The organism is Tenacibaculum sp. M341, from assembly GCF_004337695.1.
Taxonomy (GTDB): domain Bacteria; phylum Bacteroidota; class Bacteroidia; order Flavobacteriales; family Flavobacteriaceae; genus Polaribacter.
Map to the genome: position 1 here is coordinate 15,909 of NZ_SJXJ01000005.1, position 18,337 is coordinate 34,245.

17 protein-coding genes are annotated in these 18,337 nt (G+C 33.5%); 13 read left to right on the forward strand and 4 right to left on the reverse strand.

What is annotated here, in order from left to right; translation table 11 throughout:
- From EYW44_RS06490 to EYW44_RS06505, 4 genes are all read right to left on the reverse strand, one after another.
- Complete coding sequence (locus tag EYW44_RS06490) at window positions 1-3,105, reverse strand: SusC/RagA family TonB-linked outer membrane protein (RefSeq protein WP_132722865.1); 3,105 nt, start codon at window positions 3,103-3,105, stop codon at window positions 1-3.
- Between the two features lie 427 nt (window positions 3,106-3,532).
- The gene (locus tag EYW44_RS06495; RefSeq protein ID WP_132722866.1) at window positions 3,533-4,861 is read right to left on the reverse strand and encodes a SusD/RagB family nutrient-binding outer membrane lipoprotein; all 1,329 of its coding nucleotides are present in this window, start codon (window positions 4,859-4,861) and stop codon (window positions 3,533-3,535) included.
- A gap of 9 nt (window positions 4,862-4,870) precedes the next feature.
- Window positions 4,871-8,038, reverse strand: coding sequence for a SusC/RagA family TonB-linked outer membrane protein (locus tag EYW44_RS06500; protein ID WP_132722867.1), 3,168 nt, complete (start codon window positions 8,036-8,038; stop codon window positions 4,871-4,873).
- A gap of 114 nt (window positions 8,039-8,152) precedes the next feature.
- The gene (locus tag EYW44_RS06505) at window positions 8,153-9,805 is read right to left on the reverse strand and encodes a POTRA domain-containing protein (protein WP_132722868.1); all 1,653 of its coding nucleotides are present in this window, start codon (window positions 9,803-9,805) and stop codon (window positions 8,153-8,155) included.
- A 179-nt stretch (window positions 9,806-9,984) separates the two neighbouring features.
- On the opposite strand from EYW44_RS06505, the gene rpsL reads away from it, so the two are divergent.
- The 13 genes from rpsL (at window position 9,985) to rpmC (ending at window position 18,336) form a co-directional block, all read left to right on the forward strand.
- Window positions 9,985-10,365, forward strand: a complete 381-nt coding sequence (gene rpsL, locus EYW44_RS06510) for a 30S ribosomal protein S12 (protein WP_132722869.1) — start codon at window positions 9,985-9,987, stop codon at window positions 10,363-10,365.
- A gap of 31 nt (window positions 10,366-10,396) precedes the next feature.
- Window positions 10,397-10,873, forward strand: a complete 477-nt coding sequence (gene rpsG / locus EYW44_RS06515) for a 30S ribosomal protein S7 (RefSeq protein WP_132722870.1) — start codon at window positions 10,397-10,399, stop codon at window positions 10,871-10,873.
- A 6-nt stretch (window positions 10,874-10,879) separates the two neighbouring features.
- Entirely contained in the window at window positions 10,880-12,997 is a 2,118-nt protein-coding gene (gene fusA / locus EYW44_RS06520) for an elongation factor G (RefSeq protein WP_132722871.1), read from the forward strand.
- Between the two features lie 20 nt (window positions 12,998-13,017).
- Window positions 13,018-13,323, forward strand: coding sequence for a 30S ribosomal protein S10 (gene rpsJ, locus EYW44_RS06525; protein WP_075342599.1), 306 nt, complete (start codon window positions 13,018-13,020; stop codon window positions 13,321-13,323).
- Between the two features lie 541 nt (window positions 13,324-13,864).
- On the forward strand, window positions 13,865-14,482 hold the full coding sequence (rplC, locus tag EYW44_RS06530; protein WP_132722872.1) for a 50S ribosomal protein L3: 618 nt from the start codon (window positions 13,865-13,867) through the stop codon (window positions 14,480-14,482).
- Complete coding sequence (rplD, locus tag EYW44_RS06535) at window positions 14,482-15,111, forward strand: 50S ribosomal protein L4 (RefSeq protein WP_132722873.1); 630 nt, start codon at window positions 14,482-14,484, stop codon at window positions 15,109-15,111. Before rplC ends, rplD begins: the two co-directional genes overlap by 1 nt.
- An 11-nt stretch (window positions 15,112-15,122) precedes the next feature.
- Window positions 15,123-15,410, forward strand: coding sequence for a 50S ribosomal protein L23 (rplW, locus tag EYW44_RS06540; protein ID WP_132722874.1), 288 nt, complete (start codon window positions 15,123-15,125; stop codon window positions 15,408-15,410).
- Window positions 15,411-15,425: 15 nt separating this feature from the next.
- Window positions 15,426-16,250, forward strand: a complete 825-nt coding sequence (gene rplB / locus EYW44_RS06545) for a 50S ribosomal protein L2 (protein WP_132722875.1) — start codon at window positions 15,426-15,428, stop codon at window positions 16,248-16,250.
- Between the two features lie 6 nt (window positions 16,251-16,256).
- Window positions 16,257-16,535: a 30S ribosomal protein S19 gene (gene rpsS, locus EYW44_RS06550; RefSeq protein ID WP_075342604.1), complete on the forward strand. Its 279-nt coding sequence runs from the start codon at window positions 16,257-16,259 to the stop codon at window positions 16,533-16,535.
- 10 nt (window positions 16,536-16,545) lie between these two features.
- Window positions 16,546-16,950, forward strand: a complete 405-nt coding sequence (rplV, locus tag EYW44_RS06555; RefSeq protein WP_132722876.1) for a 50S ribosomal protein L22 — start codon at window positions 16,546-16,548, stop codon at window positions 16,948-16,950.
- A gap of 12 nt (window positions 16,951-16,962) precedes the next feature.
- Window positions 16,963-17,682 (forward strand): 30S ribosomal protein S3, encoded by a 720-nt coding sequence (rpsC, locus tag EYW44_RS06560; protein ID WP_132722877.1) that lies wholly within the window; start codon window positions 16,963-16,965, stop codon window positions 17,680-17,682.
- Between the two features lie 19 nt (window positions 17,683-17,701).
- Window positions 17,702-18,133 carry a 50S ribosomal protein L16 gene (gene rplP, locus EYW44_RS06565; RefSeq protein ID WP_075342607.1) on the forward strand — a complete coding sequence of 144 codons (432 nt, stop codon included), beginning with the start codon at window positions 17,702-17,704 and terminating at the stop codon, window positions 18,131-18,133.
- 11 nt (window positions 18,134-18,144) lie between these two features.
- On the forward strand, window positions 18,145-18,336 hold the full coding sequence (rpmC, locus tag EYW44_RS06570; RefSeq protein ID WP_132722878.1) for a 50S ribosomal protein L29: 192 nt from the start codon (window positions 18,145-18,147) through the stop codon (window positions 18,334-18,336).
- The last annotated feature ends 1 nt before the right edge of the window (window position 18,337 follow it).

The window sequence follows — 18,337 nt, forward strand, 5'->3', positions numbered from 1 at the left end:
TTAAAAAGTTACTTTTACACTTAAAGAATAGGTCTTGTATGAAGGATCGTTTTGGAAATCTAAACCTCTAGCGTTAAGATTTGCACCAGCACTAATTACTTCTGGATCATAATTTAAACCATCAGGTACATTGAAAGCTTTGAACCATAAGTTGTTTCCTGAAAGAGAAAGAACAACAGAACCAAAAGGAGTGTTTTCAATATGTCTTTTAGGAAGTGCATAACTTAAAGATATATCTCTTAACCTTAAAGTTGTAGCATCATAAACAAGATTTTCATCAACATCTTGTAAATTGATAAAGTATAAATCATTGGCTCCTATTTGAATGTTATTTCTGATAGGTAAACCATTGGCATCTAATATAGCGTTACCAGTATTAGGATCTCCTAAAACACCAGGAATAATATAAGATTGCTCCCTATTAGCTGCTGTATCAGTAGTAACCCCTCTTCTTAATAAGTTAGATGCAGTTTGAGACCAAACATCACCACCGTGAACATAATCCCATTGCATTGCTAAAGAGAAATTTTTATAAGAAAAACGGTTGATGTTTGTATAAGTGAAGTCTTCGTTAGGATCACCAATAATTTGATCTTCTAAACCAAGGTTATCACTTGTTATAATCTTACCATTTGCAGGGTTGATCAATAAGTTTCCATTATCATCTCTTGCAGCAAAACTACCTCTTAAAACACCATAAGGTTGTCCTTCAATAGCATAATTTAATCCACTTGAAATATTTACAAAATCAACAGGTAAATCTTTCACTGTAGTTTCATATGCAGTAAAGTTGTTATCCATAGACCAGATGAATCCTTCTGGGTCAGCACTCTTAACTAAATTTAATGTTAATCTTGCTTCAAGACCTTTAGTATCTATTCTACCAGCATTAATTATAGTAGATGTAGTACCTGTAGATCCAGCTCTACTTGAACTTAATATCTGATCTTCAACAATTCTGTAATAAGCAGAGATGTCAAAGTCTAAGAAATTATTGAAAAGTCTACCTTCAGTACCTACTTCAAATTCCTTCAATAATTCAGGTTTTAAGTTTGGGTTAGGTAAGAAACTACTTAAAGAGTTAGTTGAGATTATACTTCCAGTAAATGGATTGATAAAGCTATTAGCATCAGCGTCTAAAGTTGCTGTAGTTAAATATGCGTTAGGAAAGTTAGCAGAAGTACCGTAACCAGCTCTAAGTTTCAAGTAGTTATTTCCATCTCCTTTTAACCAATCAAAAACTTCTGTTGGAATGAAAGATAAAGAGACACTAGGATAAAAGATAGATCTATTTTGTGATTCTACAGTAGATCCCCAGTCGTTTCTAGCTTGGAAAGTCAAATATAATAATTTTTGATAATCAAGATCTAAAGATCCATATACACCAATAGTATTTAATTTTCTATTTCTAGCATCTATAGGAGTAGCATTTCTAAAGTTATTGTGATTTAAGAAGTTGAATACAACTTGATCAGTACTTGTGATACCGTAATCACTTGATAATACACTTTTAATTTCACTACCTAAAACAAAGTTATAACCAATATCTTCAGTTAATTTATAAGTACCTCCGTTAAGAGATAATCTATGCGTAGTAGTTCTATCAGCATCTGTGAAAGTATTGAAGAAACCTAATGGGTTTGCAACACCACCTTTGTTTTCATGCCCAGTGTTTAATTCACTTACGTTATCTAAACTATATAAGTAATTAAGACTTAAGTTATCATTAAATTTGTAATTAGCTCCTAATGATATGAAAATTCTATCCACATCTTCTTCAAAACGAGTGTTTTTTCTAGTCCATCTTGGGTTGTTAATAGTTGTTCTGTAGTAAACATTAGAACCATCAACTGGATTTTCAAATGGTAAGTTATGAATATCTAAATTTCTTGGAATCCAAGTAACTAATTGGAAGAAGTTTCTTGAAGGTCGTCTAGTAACGTTTTTAGTGTATTGTACGTTAGCTGTAAATTCAAAATTATTAGAAAGGTTCATTGCACCACCAACACCAATATTATATCTTTTGAATGTGTTTTCAGATAAATATCCACTTTGATCTGTGTTACCAACAGAGATACTAAGTCTACCATTATCGAAACTCTTTCTTGCGATAAGAGAAGTAGTATTTGTGTAACCAGTTCCAAAGAAATCAGAAACGTTATTAGGAACAGCTCTATAAATATCAGTAGCTCCTTGGAATTCTGGGAAAGAATCCGCATAAGCAGGAATATTTAAATGGTGAGGTACCACTTGATCATTAAATCTAGCACCCCAGTTACCAAAGAAAGTAGTGTTGATTGCGTTATCAGCACCCTGTCCATAAATGTTTTGATAATCAGGTAAGTTACTAACTTCTAATACACCAGTAGTTAAAGATAAGTCAACTTCAAACTTTTTATCAGTGTTTTTACCACTACCAGTTTTAGTGTTGATAATGATTACCCCGTTTCTACCATCTTGTCCATAAAGAGTAGAGGCAGCAAGACCTTTTAATACACTTGTACTTTCAATGTTGTTTGGATCAATATCAAAAGATCTGTCACCAGATATAGGTGCACCATCTATAATATATAAAGGTTGGTTATTACCAGAAATAGAGTTTTTAGATCTAATAATAACGTTAGTTGCAGTTCCTAAGAAACCACCACCAGTGTTCACCTGTACCCCAGCTACTTTACCAACAAGCATTTTAGCAACATCGGCTTCAGGTTTTCTTTCTACAGCATCAGCTTTCAGTGTTGTTACTGAGTAACCTAGGGCTTTAGCTTCTCTTTTTATACCTTGAGCAGTAATTACTACTTCCTCAAGAACGTTATCAGCTTGCATAACAACACTAATCTTGTTAGAAGCTCCTACCGTTTTTTCTACAGATTTCATACCAACGAAACTGAATACTAAAACATCACCAGCTTTAGCTCTAATAGAGTAGTTTCCATCAAAATTAGTTTCAGTACCAGTATTAGTACCTTTTTTCAACACACTTACTCCAGGTAACGGTCCAGAATCATCTGAAACAGTTCCTGAAATAGTTTTGTCTTGCGCAAAAGAAATTTGCACAACCAACGCCAATAGCAGCGTCAAAATTCCATTAAACTTTGCTTTCATTGTATAATTGTTTGAATTAATCGTTCGCTAAAGTCTTAATTTTATCTTAATTAAACAATTTTTTAACAAAAAAACATAATAAACACGCTGATTTTAGGAGTTTCTTTTTGATTTTTTTAAAGATGTTTTAACTATTTGTTTTATTTTTTTGAGAATACTTTAACTTAAGTTTTTTGAGGACTTTTTAATTTTTTTAGTAAAGAGGTTCAGGTATTTGTACTTTTATTATTAAAGCAATCTTTTTGTTGGAAGTTCTTAATTTTACTACATCCAATTATTTGATTTTTTTCTATTGTGTAGGTTTAATTTATAATGAATATAAATATTACAACTAGGTGTCTTTTTAAGTGTAATATTTTCAGATAAATAGCAAAAGCCACCTAATTTTAGGTGGCTATTGTAATAAAAATTTCGTTTATATGAAATATTAATTTGTATCCCAGTCTACTTTATCAGTTAAAGTAACATTAGGAGTGTTTGAGTTTAACTCTATTTCTGTTTGAGGGTATAATAATCTTGTAGGTATTGCTGTACCATTATTAGGTGTTAAAGAAGGTATTCCAGTTCTTCTCCAGTCAGAATAAGACTCTGGGTTTGCATATAAAGCGAACCATTTTTGAGTAATTATATTTTCTAATGTTATTACAGCAGGATTTACAACTGTCTGAGAGATGTAGGTGTTATACTGAGAGGTTGTTAGACCAAGGCTAGAAAAAGAACTTTTGATTCCTTCTAGATAAGACTCTTTGATGTCAGTTTGAGAACCTCCAGATTGTAATAAGCATTCTGCTTTTGCGAACATTAATTCCGTGTACGAAATTAAATCAACAGGTTGATCGATTACAAAAAACTCGTGAGAGTCAACAGTGTCTCCAAAAAGAGATGTACCATCTCCATCATAGATGTCTAACCTTGGATCATTAACGCTTGTTAAAGCATCTCCATAGGTTTGGTTAAATCCTATGTCACCTCTATCTCTGTTAAATTGATACCAAGGAGAGGCAGTGGCAGCACCACTTCCAAATTTAAAACTAAAATTTTCGTCAGAAGAAGAAAAAGCGTTGTTTATTGATGCTAAAGCATTTGTGTAGTTAGTGTTACTTAATAATCCTTGGTGTAAGTATGCACGAGCATCAATAGCGTGTGTTGCCTTTATCCACAGAGCAATATTGTTACCATAAATTTCATCTCCTGATAAAGCTAATCCTCCATCATCGGAACTAAAACTAGTTCTTGCTTCTGTAAGGAGTTTGTGTACTTCTGCATAAATGTCTGCTTGAGAGTCATATTTAGGTTGTAACAAGTCAATTCCAGCAAATGCTTCTGAGTATGGGATGCTATTCCAGTAATCAGTCATTGTTAACAAAGAAAATGCTGTTAATGTTTTTCCTACACCCACATAGTGATTGTAGCCCTCTTTAGTTGTGTTATCAGTCATTATTTTTAAATTTTGTAAGACATCAACATAAAAATTTGTCCAATCATTTTCAAAGTTTGAACCTGCTAGTGTATAGTTGTTAAAACCAGCCCACTGTCTGGCAACACCTTCTACTTGTTGTACAAAAATGCCTGAAAATCTAGATATATTCGAGTTGTATTCAAAAGCCAGTGCTAATTCTGCAGGTGCTAATAGTGCTGCTGGAGAAACGCTAATGGGATCGTTAGGGTTTTCATTGGTGCCTTCCAGAAATTCTTCACAAGAAACAATACCAATAGAAATTAATGAGATATATACTACGTATAATATTTTTTTCATGATTATTTTTTAAAAAGTTAAGTTAAGACCAAAACCATAAGATTTTGTACCTGGGTTGTTGAAGTAATCAACTCCTTGCGCATTACTACCAGCACCAGTTAAACTAGTTTCTGGGTCAACACCTGTATACGGAGTGTCTAACCAAAGATTATTTCCAGTGAAAGTCACACTGATGTTGTCAAAAAAGTCACTATTGAAAGCACTAGTTAAGTCGTAGCTTAAATTAAGTGTTCTTAAACGTAGCCAAGAGGCGTCCTGAACAAAGTGCTCATCAACATTACCAAAACCGTTAAGTCCACTAGATCTATAATAGTATTCATTTATATTTGCAACAATGTCATTAGGTGAACCGTCAGATTGCTTAACTCCTTTTATGATGGCTGTTGTACCCCTGTTTTCAGTTTGTTTACCAGTACCTACCCAAGTAAGAGCCCAATCTGTACCATTCCACATGTCACCACCTTCTTTCCATTCAAATAAAAAGCTTAAAGATAAGTTTTTATATTTAAAACTATTATTAAAACCAATAGTAAAATCAGGTGTTGGATCGCCAATAACTTGAAGGTTTGGGTCTTCTATCTGATAACCATAGTTAGGGCTGCTAGGGTTATCATCGATTATAATGTTACCAGCATCATCTCTTAAAAATTTACCACCGTAGATTTGACCGAATCTTTCACCTGGAATATTGTAAATAACAAAACCTCCTAATAATTGACTATTAACTCCTTCTGCTAAACTGTTAACTATTGTTTCACTTTTATCAAAGTTGATTCCTAAGTCATATTTGAAGTCTTCGTTGTCAACTACTTTTAAATTTAATGTAGCTTCAAATCCTGTTGTTTCTAATTCTCCAGAATTAAGGAAACTAGAGCTGTATCCAGTTGCTGCTGAGATTGGAACTGCCAGTATTTGATTATCAGCAACGCTGTTATAATAAGCAAAATCAAGATTAATTCTGTTTTTAAATAAACGAAGGTCTAAACCTAATTCAGTTGAAGTTACCGTAGAAGGAATAAGGTTGTTGTTACCCAGTGTATTGTCTATTTGGAATCCTGGAGTTCCATTAAAAGGGAAATCGATACCATTAGACCAACCATCTCTAATTTGCGCTACTTCAAATGCTGTAGATGTAGCATAAGCAACAGGAGCTCCTGCACCAACTTGTGCCCAAGATGCTCTTAGTTTTCCGAAAAAGTTACTATCGTCAATAAGTTCGCTAAATACAAAACCTAGACTTGCAGAAGGATAAAAAAGATCTATGTCATTTAAGTCAAAGTCAGTAGGATCTTCCAATGTAGATAAGTAGTCCTGTCTACCAGTAAGGGTTAAATATAGTAATTCTTTATATGAAAGATCTAGTTGACCATAGAAACCAATATTTCTTCTTCTAGTAATGTCGTAATCTGATTGTGTAGTTGAAGCATTTGTAATATTATTAAAGCCTTTAATTCCTAATTCATCACCTCTTGTGAAAGTGTTTATTATTTCCTGTGAATAGATATTTGTACCAAGTAAATACCCTAAATTAAAATCTTCTGATAAATCAAAATTACCATTTAAGTTAAAGTAACTATCAGTATGGAAATAATTATAATTATCTAATATTATAGCACCTGCTGTATTGGTTCTTGAACCAATATCAAAAAATTGAACTCTATCATCAGAGTAAGAGTCTACACCAATATTCGCAGATAGGTTTAACCATTTTTTTATTTCATAATTTAAACCAACAGAACCTGTAAATCTATTGACGTTATCTGTGTAAGGAGCATTGTTTATGATCCAATAAGGGTTGTCGTATCCAGCACCCCCGCGATAATTCCTTTGGGTTCCGTCTAAAAATTCGTAAGCACTAACTTCGTTTTCAGCGTTTGTAAATCCATTTGCATTATCAAAAGAAGCAGGTGTTCTAAGAAGTCCTAACATTAAACCAGAGGTATTGCTACCTTGTTGTATTCTGTATGAATCAGAATTGGTAAATGTACCTGACATATTTACCTTAAATTTCTTAGTAATGTCGGCAGATCCAGAAAAACTTAAAGTGTTTCTGTTAAAGCTGTTTTTAGGCACGATACCTTCTTCATTTAATCTGCTGTATGAGACTCTGAAAGATGTTTTTTCACCTCCACCTGATACAGATACAGCATTTTCAGTAGTTATACCTGTTTGAAAAAAGTCAAAAACATTATAAGGAGTAGCTTTTCTTAAGTTTCCAGTAGTATTTCCAGTAACTATTCTACCGTTTTTGTCATATGCATAGTCCGAACCATCCCAGTATAAGTTGTCGAAACTAGGTCCCCAGCTACCAAAAGCACCAGTTTCTGGACCAGACCAAACTCCCCCAAAACCTTGTGCGTATTTGGTTTGTAATTCAGGTAACTTATTTGCTTCAGAAAAACTTAAGTTTGATCTAACGTTTACTTTTATTTTTCCTGATTTACCTTTTTTAGTAGTAATAACAATAACTCCATTACCACCATCAACACCATAAAGAGCAGCCGCAGCACCTCCTTTAAGTACGTTAATTGATTCAATGTCTGCAGGGTTGATGTCCATACCTCTGTTCGATCCAGCAACTCCAGCATTTCTGTCTTCAGATGCAAATTGAGAATTGTCAATTCTAACGCCATCTACAATAATTAAAGCTTGGTTATTTCCTGATAATGAAGTTTGTCCTCTGATTACAATTCTACTTCCAGCACCAGCCGCTCCAGAACTATTTGTGATTTTAACACCTGCTGCTTGTCCTGTAAGGGCTGATATAGGGTCGTTTGCATTTGATTTAGAGATAACATCAGCACTAACGTTTTGAGTGGCGTACCCGACTCTTCTTGTACTTTTTTTAACTCCTAATGCTGTAACGACTACTTCTTCAAGTACATTGTCACCAGACATTACTAAGTCAATAGTGTTAGAAGAACCTACTGTTTTTTCTGCAGTCTTCATTCCAACAAAACTAAAAATAAGGATATCTCCAGTTTTAGCTTTAATAGAATAATTACCATCAAAATCAGTTTCAGTTCCTGTACTGGTCCCCTTTTTTACAACACTAACTCCTGGTAAGGGGCCAGAATCGTCAGAAACTGTACCAGAAATCGTTTTGTCTTGTGCAAAGGATATTTGCACAATTAACGCCAATAGAAGCGTTAAAATCCCATTGATTTTTGTTTTCATTATGTGTTTATTTGAATTAATTGCAGCTAAAATCTTAAATTAAACTTAAAAAAACAACAAAAACAGTTAATAAAATGTAAATAAAATCATAATTGTCTTAAAAAACCTGAGGAATCAAAAAAAGTTGATGTAGCTTACTGAAAGGTTTAAAATGTTGGTTTTGTTTAAGTTTGAGTTGCTGGATGCAAGAGATATGTTAAAAGAAGAATTGTTTTTTTTGAAAAAGTAGCCAATACCGTATCCTATAGCATTTTGTTGAATGGAAAATGGGTTGTCTATAATTCCTATGTCAAAAATTGAGTATAAGTACGATTTAGATGAGGTTAAGAATCTATATTCACCATTAAGGTAGGAGTATTTGGATGTGAAAATACTTTGTTGGTCAAAACCTCTCAGTGAATTTGGTCCTCCAATTCTATACAGTTCGTTGTTGAGAAAACTGCTCGAGTTAATTAAAGCTGATTCGTTTCTTAAAAAGAGAAAGTTTCTGTTGTTTATTTGATATAGATATGATGCTTCTATAAAAAGTTTATTTTGGTTTACTTTTTTTGAATTTGTTTGTTGTCTATCACCGAAAAGGTAGCTTGTTTTCAAGAAAAGCTTTTTTTTGAAAATTTCGTGTTCTATTAGAGTAAGGTATGTTAGTTGTCCTCCAAAAAGTGTCGTGTTAAAATTCTCTATGGTTTCTGCGTTGTTTGATAAAAGATTTACTGAAGTTTCAGATTCTAGAGAAGCGCCAATGTCTATTTTTGGAGATAATTTATATGTTAGTGAATTTTTGAATTTAGAATTTGAAAAAGAGTTTTCCTCATTATATATGTTTAAAGAAGTTTCTGTAGATAGAGGAGAGTTGAAAATAAACGGTATTTTTAATAAAACATTGATGTTTTGTCTTTCGTTTCCATTAGCATTCCATGTTAAATGAAAAGTTTCGCCTGAGTTTAAGATGTTGTTTAGTTTCAGGTTTATATTTCCACTAAAGTTTAAGTCACCGTTATCAGATGGAGTAAGGTTTAATATTCCATCAAAATTGTTAGATCTTATTTTTCTTAAGTAAAGGTAGAGTATGGTTGAGTCTTTGCTAAATAATATGTCTGGTTTCTTAATCTGTTTTATGAATTCAATACCGTTTAATGCTTCAGAAATTTTATTGACCTTGTCTTTGTTGTATAGAGTTGAATTGTTGATTTTTAAAAAGTGTTTCAAGAATTTCTTTGGAAACTTTTCATATCCTTTTATGATTATGTTATTTATTTTTCTTTTTCTAGATTCTTTTATTCTTAATGTAACTGTAATTTGTTTATCTTTTTTTTGAATATCTTCTAAAGATAGTTTAGAAAAAGGACTACCTTTTTTTTCTAAGTTGAAATTTATATTGTCAATGAACTTTTCTAAGTTAGAGATATGGATTGTTTTTTCTTTTTGTTGAGTTTGTAAAGTGTTTTGTGTATTAATTGGTATTGATAATTTAATTGAATCAATTTTTTGTCCTAGAGTTAAAAAAGCATCAAATCCTTCTTTATTTTTTTTAAGAGAGTCAATTTGATTGTAAAAATATCCTTCGCGTTTAAGTTGTTTAGATAGTGAGTCTAAATGAAGATTGAGCTTTTTTATGTTAGTGTGCTTTTTGATGTATTTAATTGAAGGTAAAATCTTGCTATCAGTACTGTCTTTTGTTTTCAGTGTTAGAGAGATTTCTTGAGAAAAAACTAAAGAACTAGATAATATATAATATGATGTTAAAAATGTAAATAAGTATTTGTTCAAAATAAATGTAAAAAGACAAAAATACGGTAAAAGCCCCTTTTTTTCAATATGTTTTAAAAGAACGCTTAAAAATAACTTCTTGATATTTGAATAATTAGAAATTAATCGTACATTTGCACACTCTTAAAAATAGAGAATTAATATTAATAAGTACAAACGAAAACAAGTAATTAATTAGTATGCCAACTATTCAACAATTAGTTCGTAAAGGAAGAACCAAAATAACTAAGAAGAGTAAATCGGCTGCTTTGATGGCATGTCCTCAAAGACGTGGAGTTTGTACGCGTGTTTATACAACTACACCTAAGAAGCCTAATTCAGCGATGCGTAAAGTAGCGCGTGTTAGGTTGACAAACGGTAATGAAATCAACGCGTACATCCCAGGAGAGGGACACAACCTTCAGGAGCACTCGATAGTATTAGTTAGAGGTGGAAGGGTAAAAGATTTACCAGGAGTAAAATACCACATCGTACGTGGTGCATTAGATACTGCAGGTGTTGAGGGAAGAACTCAACGTAGGTCAAAATATGGTGCAAAACGCCCTAAAGACAAAAAGTAGTATAATATTTTAACTTTTTTAATGTAAAGACATGAGAAAAAGAAGAGCGAAAAAGAGAGTTTTGTTACCAGATCCAAAATTTAATGATCAATTAGTAACACGTTTTGTAAACAACTTAATGTGGGACGGTAAGAAATCTGTAGCGTTCAAAGTGTTTTACGATGCAATGGAAATCGTAGAGCAAAAGAAAACTGACGAAGAGAAGTCAGCACTAGAAATTTGGAAAGACGGTTTGTCTAACGTAATGCCTCACGTGGAAGTTCGTTCAAGACGTGTGGGAGGGGCTACATTTCAAATACCAATGCAAATTCGTCCAGACCGTAAGGTGTCAATGGCAATTAAGTGGCTTATTAGCTATGCTCGTAAGCGTAATGAAAAGACAATGGCACAACGTTTAGCAGCTGAAGTATTAGCAGCAGCTAAAGAAGAAGGAGCGGCAGTGAAAAAGCGTACTGATACGCATAAAATGGCTGAAGCAAATAAAGCATTCTCACACTTTAGATTCTAATATACAATGGCTAGAAATTTAAAATTTACAAGAAACATAGGTATTGCTGCTCATATTGATGCAGGTAAAACTACAACTACTGAGCGTATTCTTTATTACACAGGGGTTTCTCACAAAATAGGTGAAGTGCACGATGGTGCAGCAACTATGGACTGGATGGAACAAGAGCAAGAAAGAGGTATTACAATTACTTCTGCTGCTACAACTTGTGAGTGGAAGTTTCCGACTGAAAACGGAAATCCAACGCCAGATACTAAAGGATATCACTTTAATATTATTGATACTCCAGGTCACGTTGATTTTACAGTTGAGGTTAACCGTTCTTTACGTGTTTTAGATGGTTTAGTTTTCTTATTTAGTGCTGTTGATGGTGTTGAGCCTCAATCTGAAACTAACTGGAGATTAGCTGATAATTACAAAGTGCCTCGTATTGGTTTTGTAAATAAAATGGATCGTCAAGGATCTAACTTTTTGGCAGTTTGTCAACAAGTAAAAGATATGTTAAAATCTAACGCAGTACCAATTGTATTAAACATTGGTGATGAAGCAGATTTTAAAGGAATAATTGATCTTGTAAAGAATCGTGCTATAGTATGGCATGATCATACACAAGGAGCAACTTTCGATATAATCGATATTCCTGAAGACATGAAAGAAGAAGCAAGAGAGTATCGTGGTAAGTTAATCGAAGAGGTTGCTGCTTATGATGAAAACTTGCTAGAAAAATATATGGAAGATGAAGACTCTATCACAGAAGAAGAAGTACATGCTGCTCTTCGTGCTGCTGTAATGGATATGTCTATCATCCCTATGATTTGTGGTTCTGCGTTTAAAAACAAAGGAGTTCAATTTTTGTTAGATGCAGTTTGTCGTTACTTACCTTCGCCAACTGATAAAGATGCAATTATTGGTACAAATCCAGAAACTGGTGATGAGATTTCTCGTAAGCCAGATGCAAAAGAACCATTTTCTGCATTAGCATTTAAAATTGCTACTGATCCTTTCGTAGGTCGTTTAGCATTCTTCCGTGCTTATTCAGGACGTTTAGATGCAGGTTCATATGTGTTAAATAACCGTTCAGGTAAGAAAGAACGTATTTCACGTATTTATCAAATGCATTCTAATAAGCAAAATGCTATTGATTATATTGAAGCAGGAGATATTGGTGCTGCTGTAGGGTTTAAATCTATTAAAACGGGTGATACTTTATCTGATGAAAAGAATCCTATTGTTTTAGAATCAATGGATTTCCCAGATCCAGTAATTGGTATTGCTGTTGAGCCAAAGACAAAAGCTGATGTAGATAAATTAGGTATTGCTCTAGCTAAGTTAGCAGAAGAAGATCCTACATTTACAGTAAGAACTGACGAAGCTTCTGGTCAAACAATTATTTCAGGAATGGGTGAGTTACACCTTGACATTATTGTTGATCGTTTAAAGCGTGAGTTTAAAGTAGAGGTTAATGAAGGACAACCACAAGTAGAGTACAAGGAAGCTATTACAGCTGCTGCAGAGCATAGAGAAGTTTATAAAAAACAATCTGGTGGTCGTGGTAAGTTTGCTGATATTGTATTTACAATGGAACCAGCTGACGAAGGTGTTCAAGGTTTACAATTTGAATCTGTAATTAAAGGTGGAAACGTACCAAAGGAATTTGTACCATCTGTAGAAAAAGGATTTAAAGAAGCAATGAAGAATGGACCTTTAGCAGGATACGAAATGGATTCGATGAAGGTAACATTAAGAGATGGATCTTTCCACCCTGTGGATTCTGATCAATTATCTTTTGAGTTAGCTGCAAAAATGGGTTATAAAGCTGCTGCAAAAGCTGCAAAAGCTAAGATCATGGAGCCATTAATGAAGTTAGAAGTGTTAACTCCTGAAGAAAATATGGGAGATATCGTAGGAGATTTAAATAGAAGACGTGGTCAGGTTTCTGATATGAGTGATCGTGCTGGATCTAAAGTAGTAAAAGCATTAGTTCCTTTATCTGAAATGTTTGGTTATGTAACTGCATTAAGAACAATGTCTTCTGGTAGAGCAACTTCTACAATGGAATTTTCTCACTATGCAGAAACTCCATCAAATGTTTCAGAAGAAGTAATCGCAAACGCTAAAGGTTAATTTACTAAATAGACAAAACGATGAGTCAAAAAATTAGAATAAAATTAAAGTCTTACGATTATAATTTAGTAGATAAATCTGCTGAGAAAATAGTTAAGACAGTAAAGAGTACAGGAGCGGTTGTAAACGGACCAATTCCATTACCAACTCATAAAAAGATTTTTACAGTATTACGTTCTCCACACGTAAACAAAAAATCTAGAGAGCAATTTCAATTATCTGCTTATAAGCGTTTATTAGATATCTATAGTTCTTCTTCAAAGACTATTGATGCTTTAATGAAGCTTGAATTACCAAGTGGTGTTGAGGTAGAGATTAAGGTATAAGTATTTTATACTTAAAAATAATAAAAGACTTTCTTACATTGTGTAAGAAAGTCTTTTTGCTTTTAATAATTAATTTAAAACGTATACAGACAGTGTTTTTCTGAATAATCAGTTAATTATTTGGCTAGATACAAATCAATATATGAATAGTTTTAAACTTGTGAAAGTCGTAAATTAAATAAAAATGCAATGCTTATAAATTTATAAATGAAGCTTTAGAATTATTCTTTTTTGAGTTATCTAAAAAGAAATCAGCTAAATAATTGAGTTTATTTTGGTTAAATGTATTTTTTTTTATACTTTCGCAGTCCGAAATTCAAGGTATTAACTATTTGTTAACCTTGTGTTTAGGAAACATGTCCGGAGGAGTTCACGAAGGAAAAACGGTAAAACACAAATAGTTAAGAGCTAAAAACGGTGTTTTGCGCTCTTTTTTTTTAGAGTTTTTTTGGATGAAAATGAAACTTTTGTTTCAAATAATTAATTATTAATAGACGCGCTGGATTATATATAATATCTAACGTCTTAAATTTAAACAGATATGTCTGGGTTAATAGGAAGAAAAATCGGAATGACCAGCTTATTCGATGAAAATGGAAAAAATATTCCATGTACAGTTATCGAAGCAGGTCCTTGCGTAGTTACCCAAGTCAGAACCGAAGAGGTTGACGGTTACAATGCCTTACAGCTTGGTTTCGATGACAAAAAAGCAAAAAGTTCTAACAAAGCGTTAGACGGTCACTTTACAAAAGCTGGCACAACTGCAAAGAAAAAAGTCGTAGAATTTCAAGGTTTCGAAGGTGAGTACAAATTGGGTGATTCAATTACAGTAGAACATTTTGCTGAAGGAGAGTTTGTTGATGTTTCAGGAACTTCTAAAGGTAAAGGTTTTCAGGGGGTTGTTAAACGTCATGGTTTTGCCGGAGTTGGTCAAGCTACACATGGTCAACACAACCGTTTAAGAGCGCCAGGTTCTATTGGTGCTGCTTCTTATCCTGCAAGAGTTTTCAAAGGAATGAGAATGGCAGGAAGAATGGGAGGCGATAGAGTTAAAGTTCAAAATTTAAGAGTGTTAAAAGTGGTTGCTGATAAGAATCTTTTAGTAGTAAAAGGGGCTATACCAGGACACAAAAACTCTTACGTAATTATTGAGAAGTAATGAAGGTAGCAGTATTAGATATTACAGGAAAAGATACTGGTAGAAAAGTTGAACTTTCTAGCGAAGTATTCGGAATTGAGCCAAACGATCACGCAATCTACTTAGATGTAAAGCAGTATTTGGCTAATCAAAGACAGGGAACTCACAAGTCTAAAGAAAGAGGTGAGATTGCTGGAAGTACAAGAAAGATTAAAAAACAAAAAGGAACAGGTACAGCTCGTGCGGGTAGTATTAAGTCTCCTGTTTTTAGAGGTGGAGGACGTATCTTCGGACCAAGACCAAGAAACTATTCTTTCAAATTAAATAAAAACTTAAAGCGTTTAGCTCGTAAATCAGCTTTAAGTATTCAAGCAAAAGATAGCAATTTAGTAGTAGTTGAAGATTTCAATTTTGAGACTCCAAAAACTAAAGAATTTGTTAAGGTATTAAAGGCTTTAGATTTAGATAACAAGAAAGCATTATTTGTTTTAAATGAAGAAAACAAAAATGTATACTTATCTTCTCGTAATTTAAAGAAGTCTAAAGTAGTAAACGCAACAGGAGTAAATACTTATAACGTTTTAAACGCTAATAAAGTAGTTGTTGCTGAAAGCGCTTTAGAAGGAATTCAATCTAACTTAAGTAAATAGGATTTTCAGATATGAGTATTTTAATAAAACCTATTATTACGGAAAAAGCAACAAACGATAGCGAAAAGTTTAATCGTTACACTTTTGTTGTAAACAAGAATGCTAACAAAATTCAAATTAAGGATGCTGTTGAAGCTACTTACGGAGTAACAGTAGAGAAAGTAAGAACTTTAAATCATCCTGCATTAAGAAAAACTAAGTATACTAAAAAAGGTTTAGTATCTGGTTTAACAAGCGGTTATAAAAAAGCGGTTGTTCAGTTAGCAGATGGAGAAATTGATTTTTATAACAATCTATAAGAATAATTAAGACAAATGTCAGTTAGAAAATTAAAACCAATAACACCAGGTCAGCGTTTTAGAGTTGTAAATGGGTTCGACACCATTACTACTGATAAGCCGGAAAAGTCATTATTGGCACCGAGAAAAAGAACTGGAGGTCGAAACAATCAGGGTCGTATGACTACTCCTAATAGAGGTGGAGGTCATAAAAGAAGATATCGTATTATCGATTTTAAAAGAAATAGATATAACGATCCTGCTACAGTATTAACTATTGAGTACGATCCAAACCGTACTGCATTTATTGCATTAGTTCAATATGCTGATGGAGAAAAGCGTTATGTGATTGCACAAAACGGATTAAAAGTAGGACAAACTATCGTTTCAGGAAAAGAAGCTACACCAGATGTTGGTAATGCAATGTTCTTAAGCGATATACCTTTAGGTACAACAATCTCTTGTATCGAATTACGTCCAGGTCAAGGAGCTGTGATGGCTCGTTCTGCAGGTTCTTTTGCTCAGTTAATGGCAAGAGACGGTAAGTATGCTACAGTTAAATTACCTTCTGGAGAAACAAGATTAATTTTACAAACTTGTTTAGCAACTGTTGGAGTTGTATCTAACTCAGATCACCAATTACTAGTTTCTGGTAAAGCTGGTAGATCTAGATGGTTAGGTAGAAGACCAAGAACAAACGCAGTTAGAAAGAATCCAGTTGATCACCCAATGGGTGGTGGTGAAGGACGTTCTTCTGGAGGACATCCAAGATCTAAGAATGGTATCCCAGCTAAAGGATATAAGACTAGATCTAAAACTAAGGCTAGTAACAAGTATATTATCGAACGTAGAAAGAAATAATAAATCATGGCAAGATCATTAAAAAAAGGACCTTACGTTCACTATAAGTTAGAAAGAAAAGTGTTAGCTAACGTTGAATCAGGTAAGAAATCTGTAATCAAAACTTGGTCAAGAGCTAGTATGATTACTCCTGATTTTGTAGGGCAAACAATTGCTGTTCATAACGGACGTCAGTTTGTACCTGTTTACGTTACTGAAAACATGGTAGGTCATAAATTAGGAGAATTTTCACCAACACGTTCATTCCGTGGACATGCAGGTGCAAAAAATAAAGGAAAAAAATAAGTAGGAAATTATGGGAAGTCGTAAACATAACATGGCAACACAGATTAAGGAAGCTAAGAAGCAACGTGCTTTTGCAAAGCTTACTAACTGTCCTACGTCACCAAGAAAAATGCGCTTAGTAGCTGATCAAATTAGAGGAGTAGAAGTTGAAAAAGCTTTACAAATCTTAAAGTTTAGTCCTAAGGAAGCATCAAGAAACTTAGAAAAGTTATTATTATCTGCAATTGCTAACTGGCAAGCTAAAAACGAAGATGCAAGTATCGAAGATGCTGGTTTATTCGTTCAGTCTATCTTTGTTGATAGTGCAGGAATGTTAAAAAGACTAAGACCAGCTCCACAAGGTCGTGCACATAGAATTCGTAAGCGTTCTAATCACGTAACTTTAGAGTTAGGAACTAAAAATAAAAGCAATTAATCATTAGTAGAAATGGGACAAAAAACAAATCCAATAGGAAATCGTTTAGGAATCATCAGAGGATGGGAATCTAACTGGTATGGTGGAAATGACTACGGTGATAAGATTGCTGAAGATGATAAGATAAGAAAGTATGTATATGCTCGTTTATCTAAAGCTAGTGTATCTAGAGTAATCATTGAGCGTACTTTAAAACTTGTAACCGTTACTATCACTACTGCACGTCCAGGTATCATTATTGGTAAAGGAGGTCAAGAGGTAGACAAGTTAAAAGAAGAGCTTAAGAAAATTACTGGTAAAGAAGTTCAAATTAACATTTTTGAAATCAAGCGTCCTGAATTAGATGCAAGATTAGTAGCAGCTAGTGTTGCTCGTCAAATTGAAAATAGAATTTCTTACAAGCGTGCTACTAAAATGGCAATCGCTGCTGCAATGCGTATGAATGCAGAAGGTATTAAAATTCAACTTTCTGGTCGTTTAAACGGTGCTGAAATGGCACGTTCTGAGCATTATAAAGAAGGTAGAATTCCTCTTTCTACTTTTAGAGCAGATATCGATTATTCGCTTGTTGAAGCTCATACTACATACGGAAGAATCGGTGTGAAAGTATGGATTATGAAAGGCGAGGTTTATGGAAAGCGTGAGTTATCACCATTAGTTGGATTATCTAAGCAAAAAGGTAATTCAAACAATAAAGGTGGTGGAAGACGTCAACCTCGTAGAAGAAAATAATTTTTAAAAGAAATTAGTAATGTTACAGCCTAAAAGAGTAAAATTCCGTAGAGTTCAGAAAGGTAAAGGTAATATGAGTGGTAACTCTGGAAGAGGTACTCAACTTTCAAATGGAATGTTTGGTATCAAATCCTTAGACCAGAATTTACTTACTTCTCGTCAAATTGAAGCAGCTCGTATCGCGGCAACTCGTTATATGAAAAGAGAGGGGCAACTTTGGATTAAAATATTTCCAGACAAGCCTATTACTAAAAAGCCTTTAGAGGTACGTATGGGTAAGGGTAAAGGAGCACCTGATCATTTTGTAGCTGTTGTAAAACCAGGTAGAATTTTGTTTGAAGTTGGTGGAGTACCAATGGAAGTAGCAAAAGAAGCTTTACGTTTAGCAGCTCAAAAACTTCCAGTAAAGACGAAGTTTATAATAGCAAGAGATTTTGATTATAACGCTTAATTCTATAGATCATGAAACAATCAGAAATTAAAGAATTATCAACAGCTGACTTACAAGAAAAGCTTGGAGCGTTGAAGAAAAACTATACTGATCTTAAGATGGCACATGCCATTTCTCCTTTAGATAATCCTATGGAGATAAGAAGCTTAAGAAGAACTGTTGCAAGAATTGCAACAGAGTTAACAAAAAGAGAATTACAATAAT

Excerpts from the sequence above, each read along its gene's own strand:
- EYW44_RS06490 (WP_132722865.1), bottom strand. The coding sequence starts at position 3,105 with ATGAAAGCAAAGTTTAATGGAATTTTGACGCTGCTATTGGCGTTGGTT.
- EYW44_RS06495 (WP_132722866.1), bottom strand. The coding sequence starts at position 4,861 with ATGAAAAAAATATTATACGTAGTATATATCTCATTAATTTCTATTGGT.
- EYW44_RS06500 (WP_132722867.1), bottom strand. The coding sequence starts at position 8,038 with ATGAAAACAAAAATCAATGGGATTTTAACGCTTCTATTGGCGTTAATT.
- rpsL (WP_132722869.1), top strand. The coding sequence starts at position 9,985 with ATGCCAACTATTCAACAATTAGTTCGTAAAGGAAGAACCAAAATAACT.
- rpsG (WP_132722870.1), top strand. The coding sequence starts at position 10,397 with ATGAGAAAAAGAAGAGCGAAAAAGAGAGTTTTGTTACCAGATCCAAAA.
- fusA (WP_132722871.1), top strand. The coding sequence starts at position 10,880 with ATGGCTAGAAATTTAAAATTTACAAGAAACATAGGTATTGCTGCTCAT.
- rpsJ (WP_075342599.1), top strand. The coding sequence starts at position 13,018 with ATGAGTCAAAAAATTAGAATAAAATTAAAGTCTTACGATTATAATTTA.
- rplC (WP_132722872.1), top strand. The coding sequence starts at position 13,865 with ATGTCTGGGTTAATAGGAAGAAAAATCGGAATGACCAGCTTATTCGAT.
- rplD (WP_132722873.1), top strand. The coding sequence starts at position 14,482 with ATGAAGGTAGCAGTATTAGATATTACAGGAAAAGATACTGGTAGAAAA.
- rplW (WP_132722874.1), top strand. The coding sequence starts at position 15,123 with ATGAGTATTTTAATAAAACCTATTATTACGGAAAAAGCAACAAACGAT.
- rplB (WP_132722875.1), top strand. The coding sequence starts at position 15,426 with ATGTCAGTTAGAAAATTAAAACCAATAACACCAGGTCAGCGTTTTAGA.
- rpsS (WP_075342604.1), top strand. The coding sequence starts at position 16,257 with ATGGCAAGATCATTAAAAAAAGGACCTTACGTTCACTATAAGTTAGAA.
- rplV (WP_132722876.1), top strand. The coding sequence starts at position 16,546 with ATGGGAAGTCGTAAACATAACATGGCAACACAGATTAAGGAAGCTAAG.
- rpsC (WP_132722877.1), top strand. The coding sequence starts at position 16,963 with ATGGGACAAAAAACAAATCCAATAGGAAATCGTTTAGGAATCATCAGA.
- rplP (WP_075342607.1), top strand. The coding sequence starts at position 17,702 with ATGTTACAGCCTAAAAGAGTAAAATTCCGTAGAGTTCAGAAAGGTAAA.
- rpmC (WP_132722878.1), top strand. The coding sequence starts at position 18,145 with ATGAAACAATCAGAAATTAAAGAATTATCAACAGCTGACTTACAAGAA.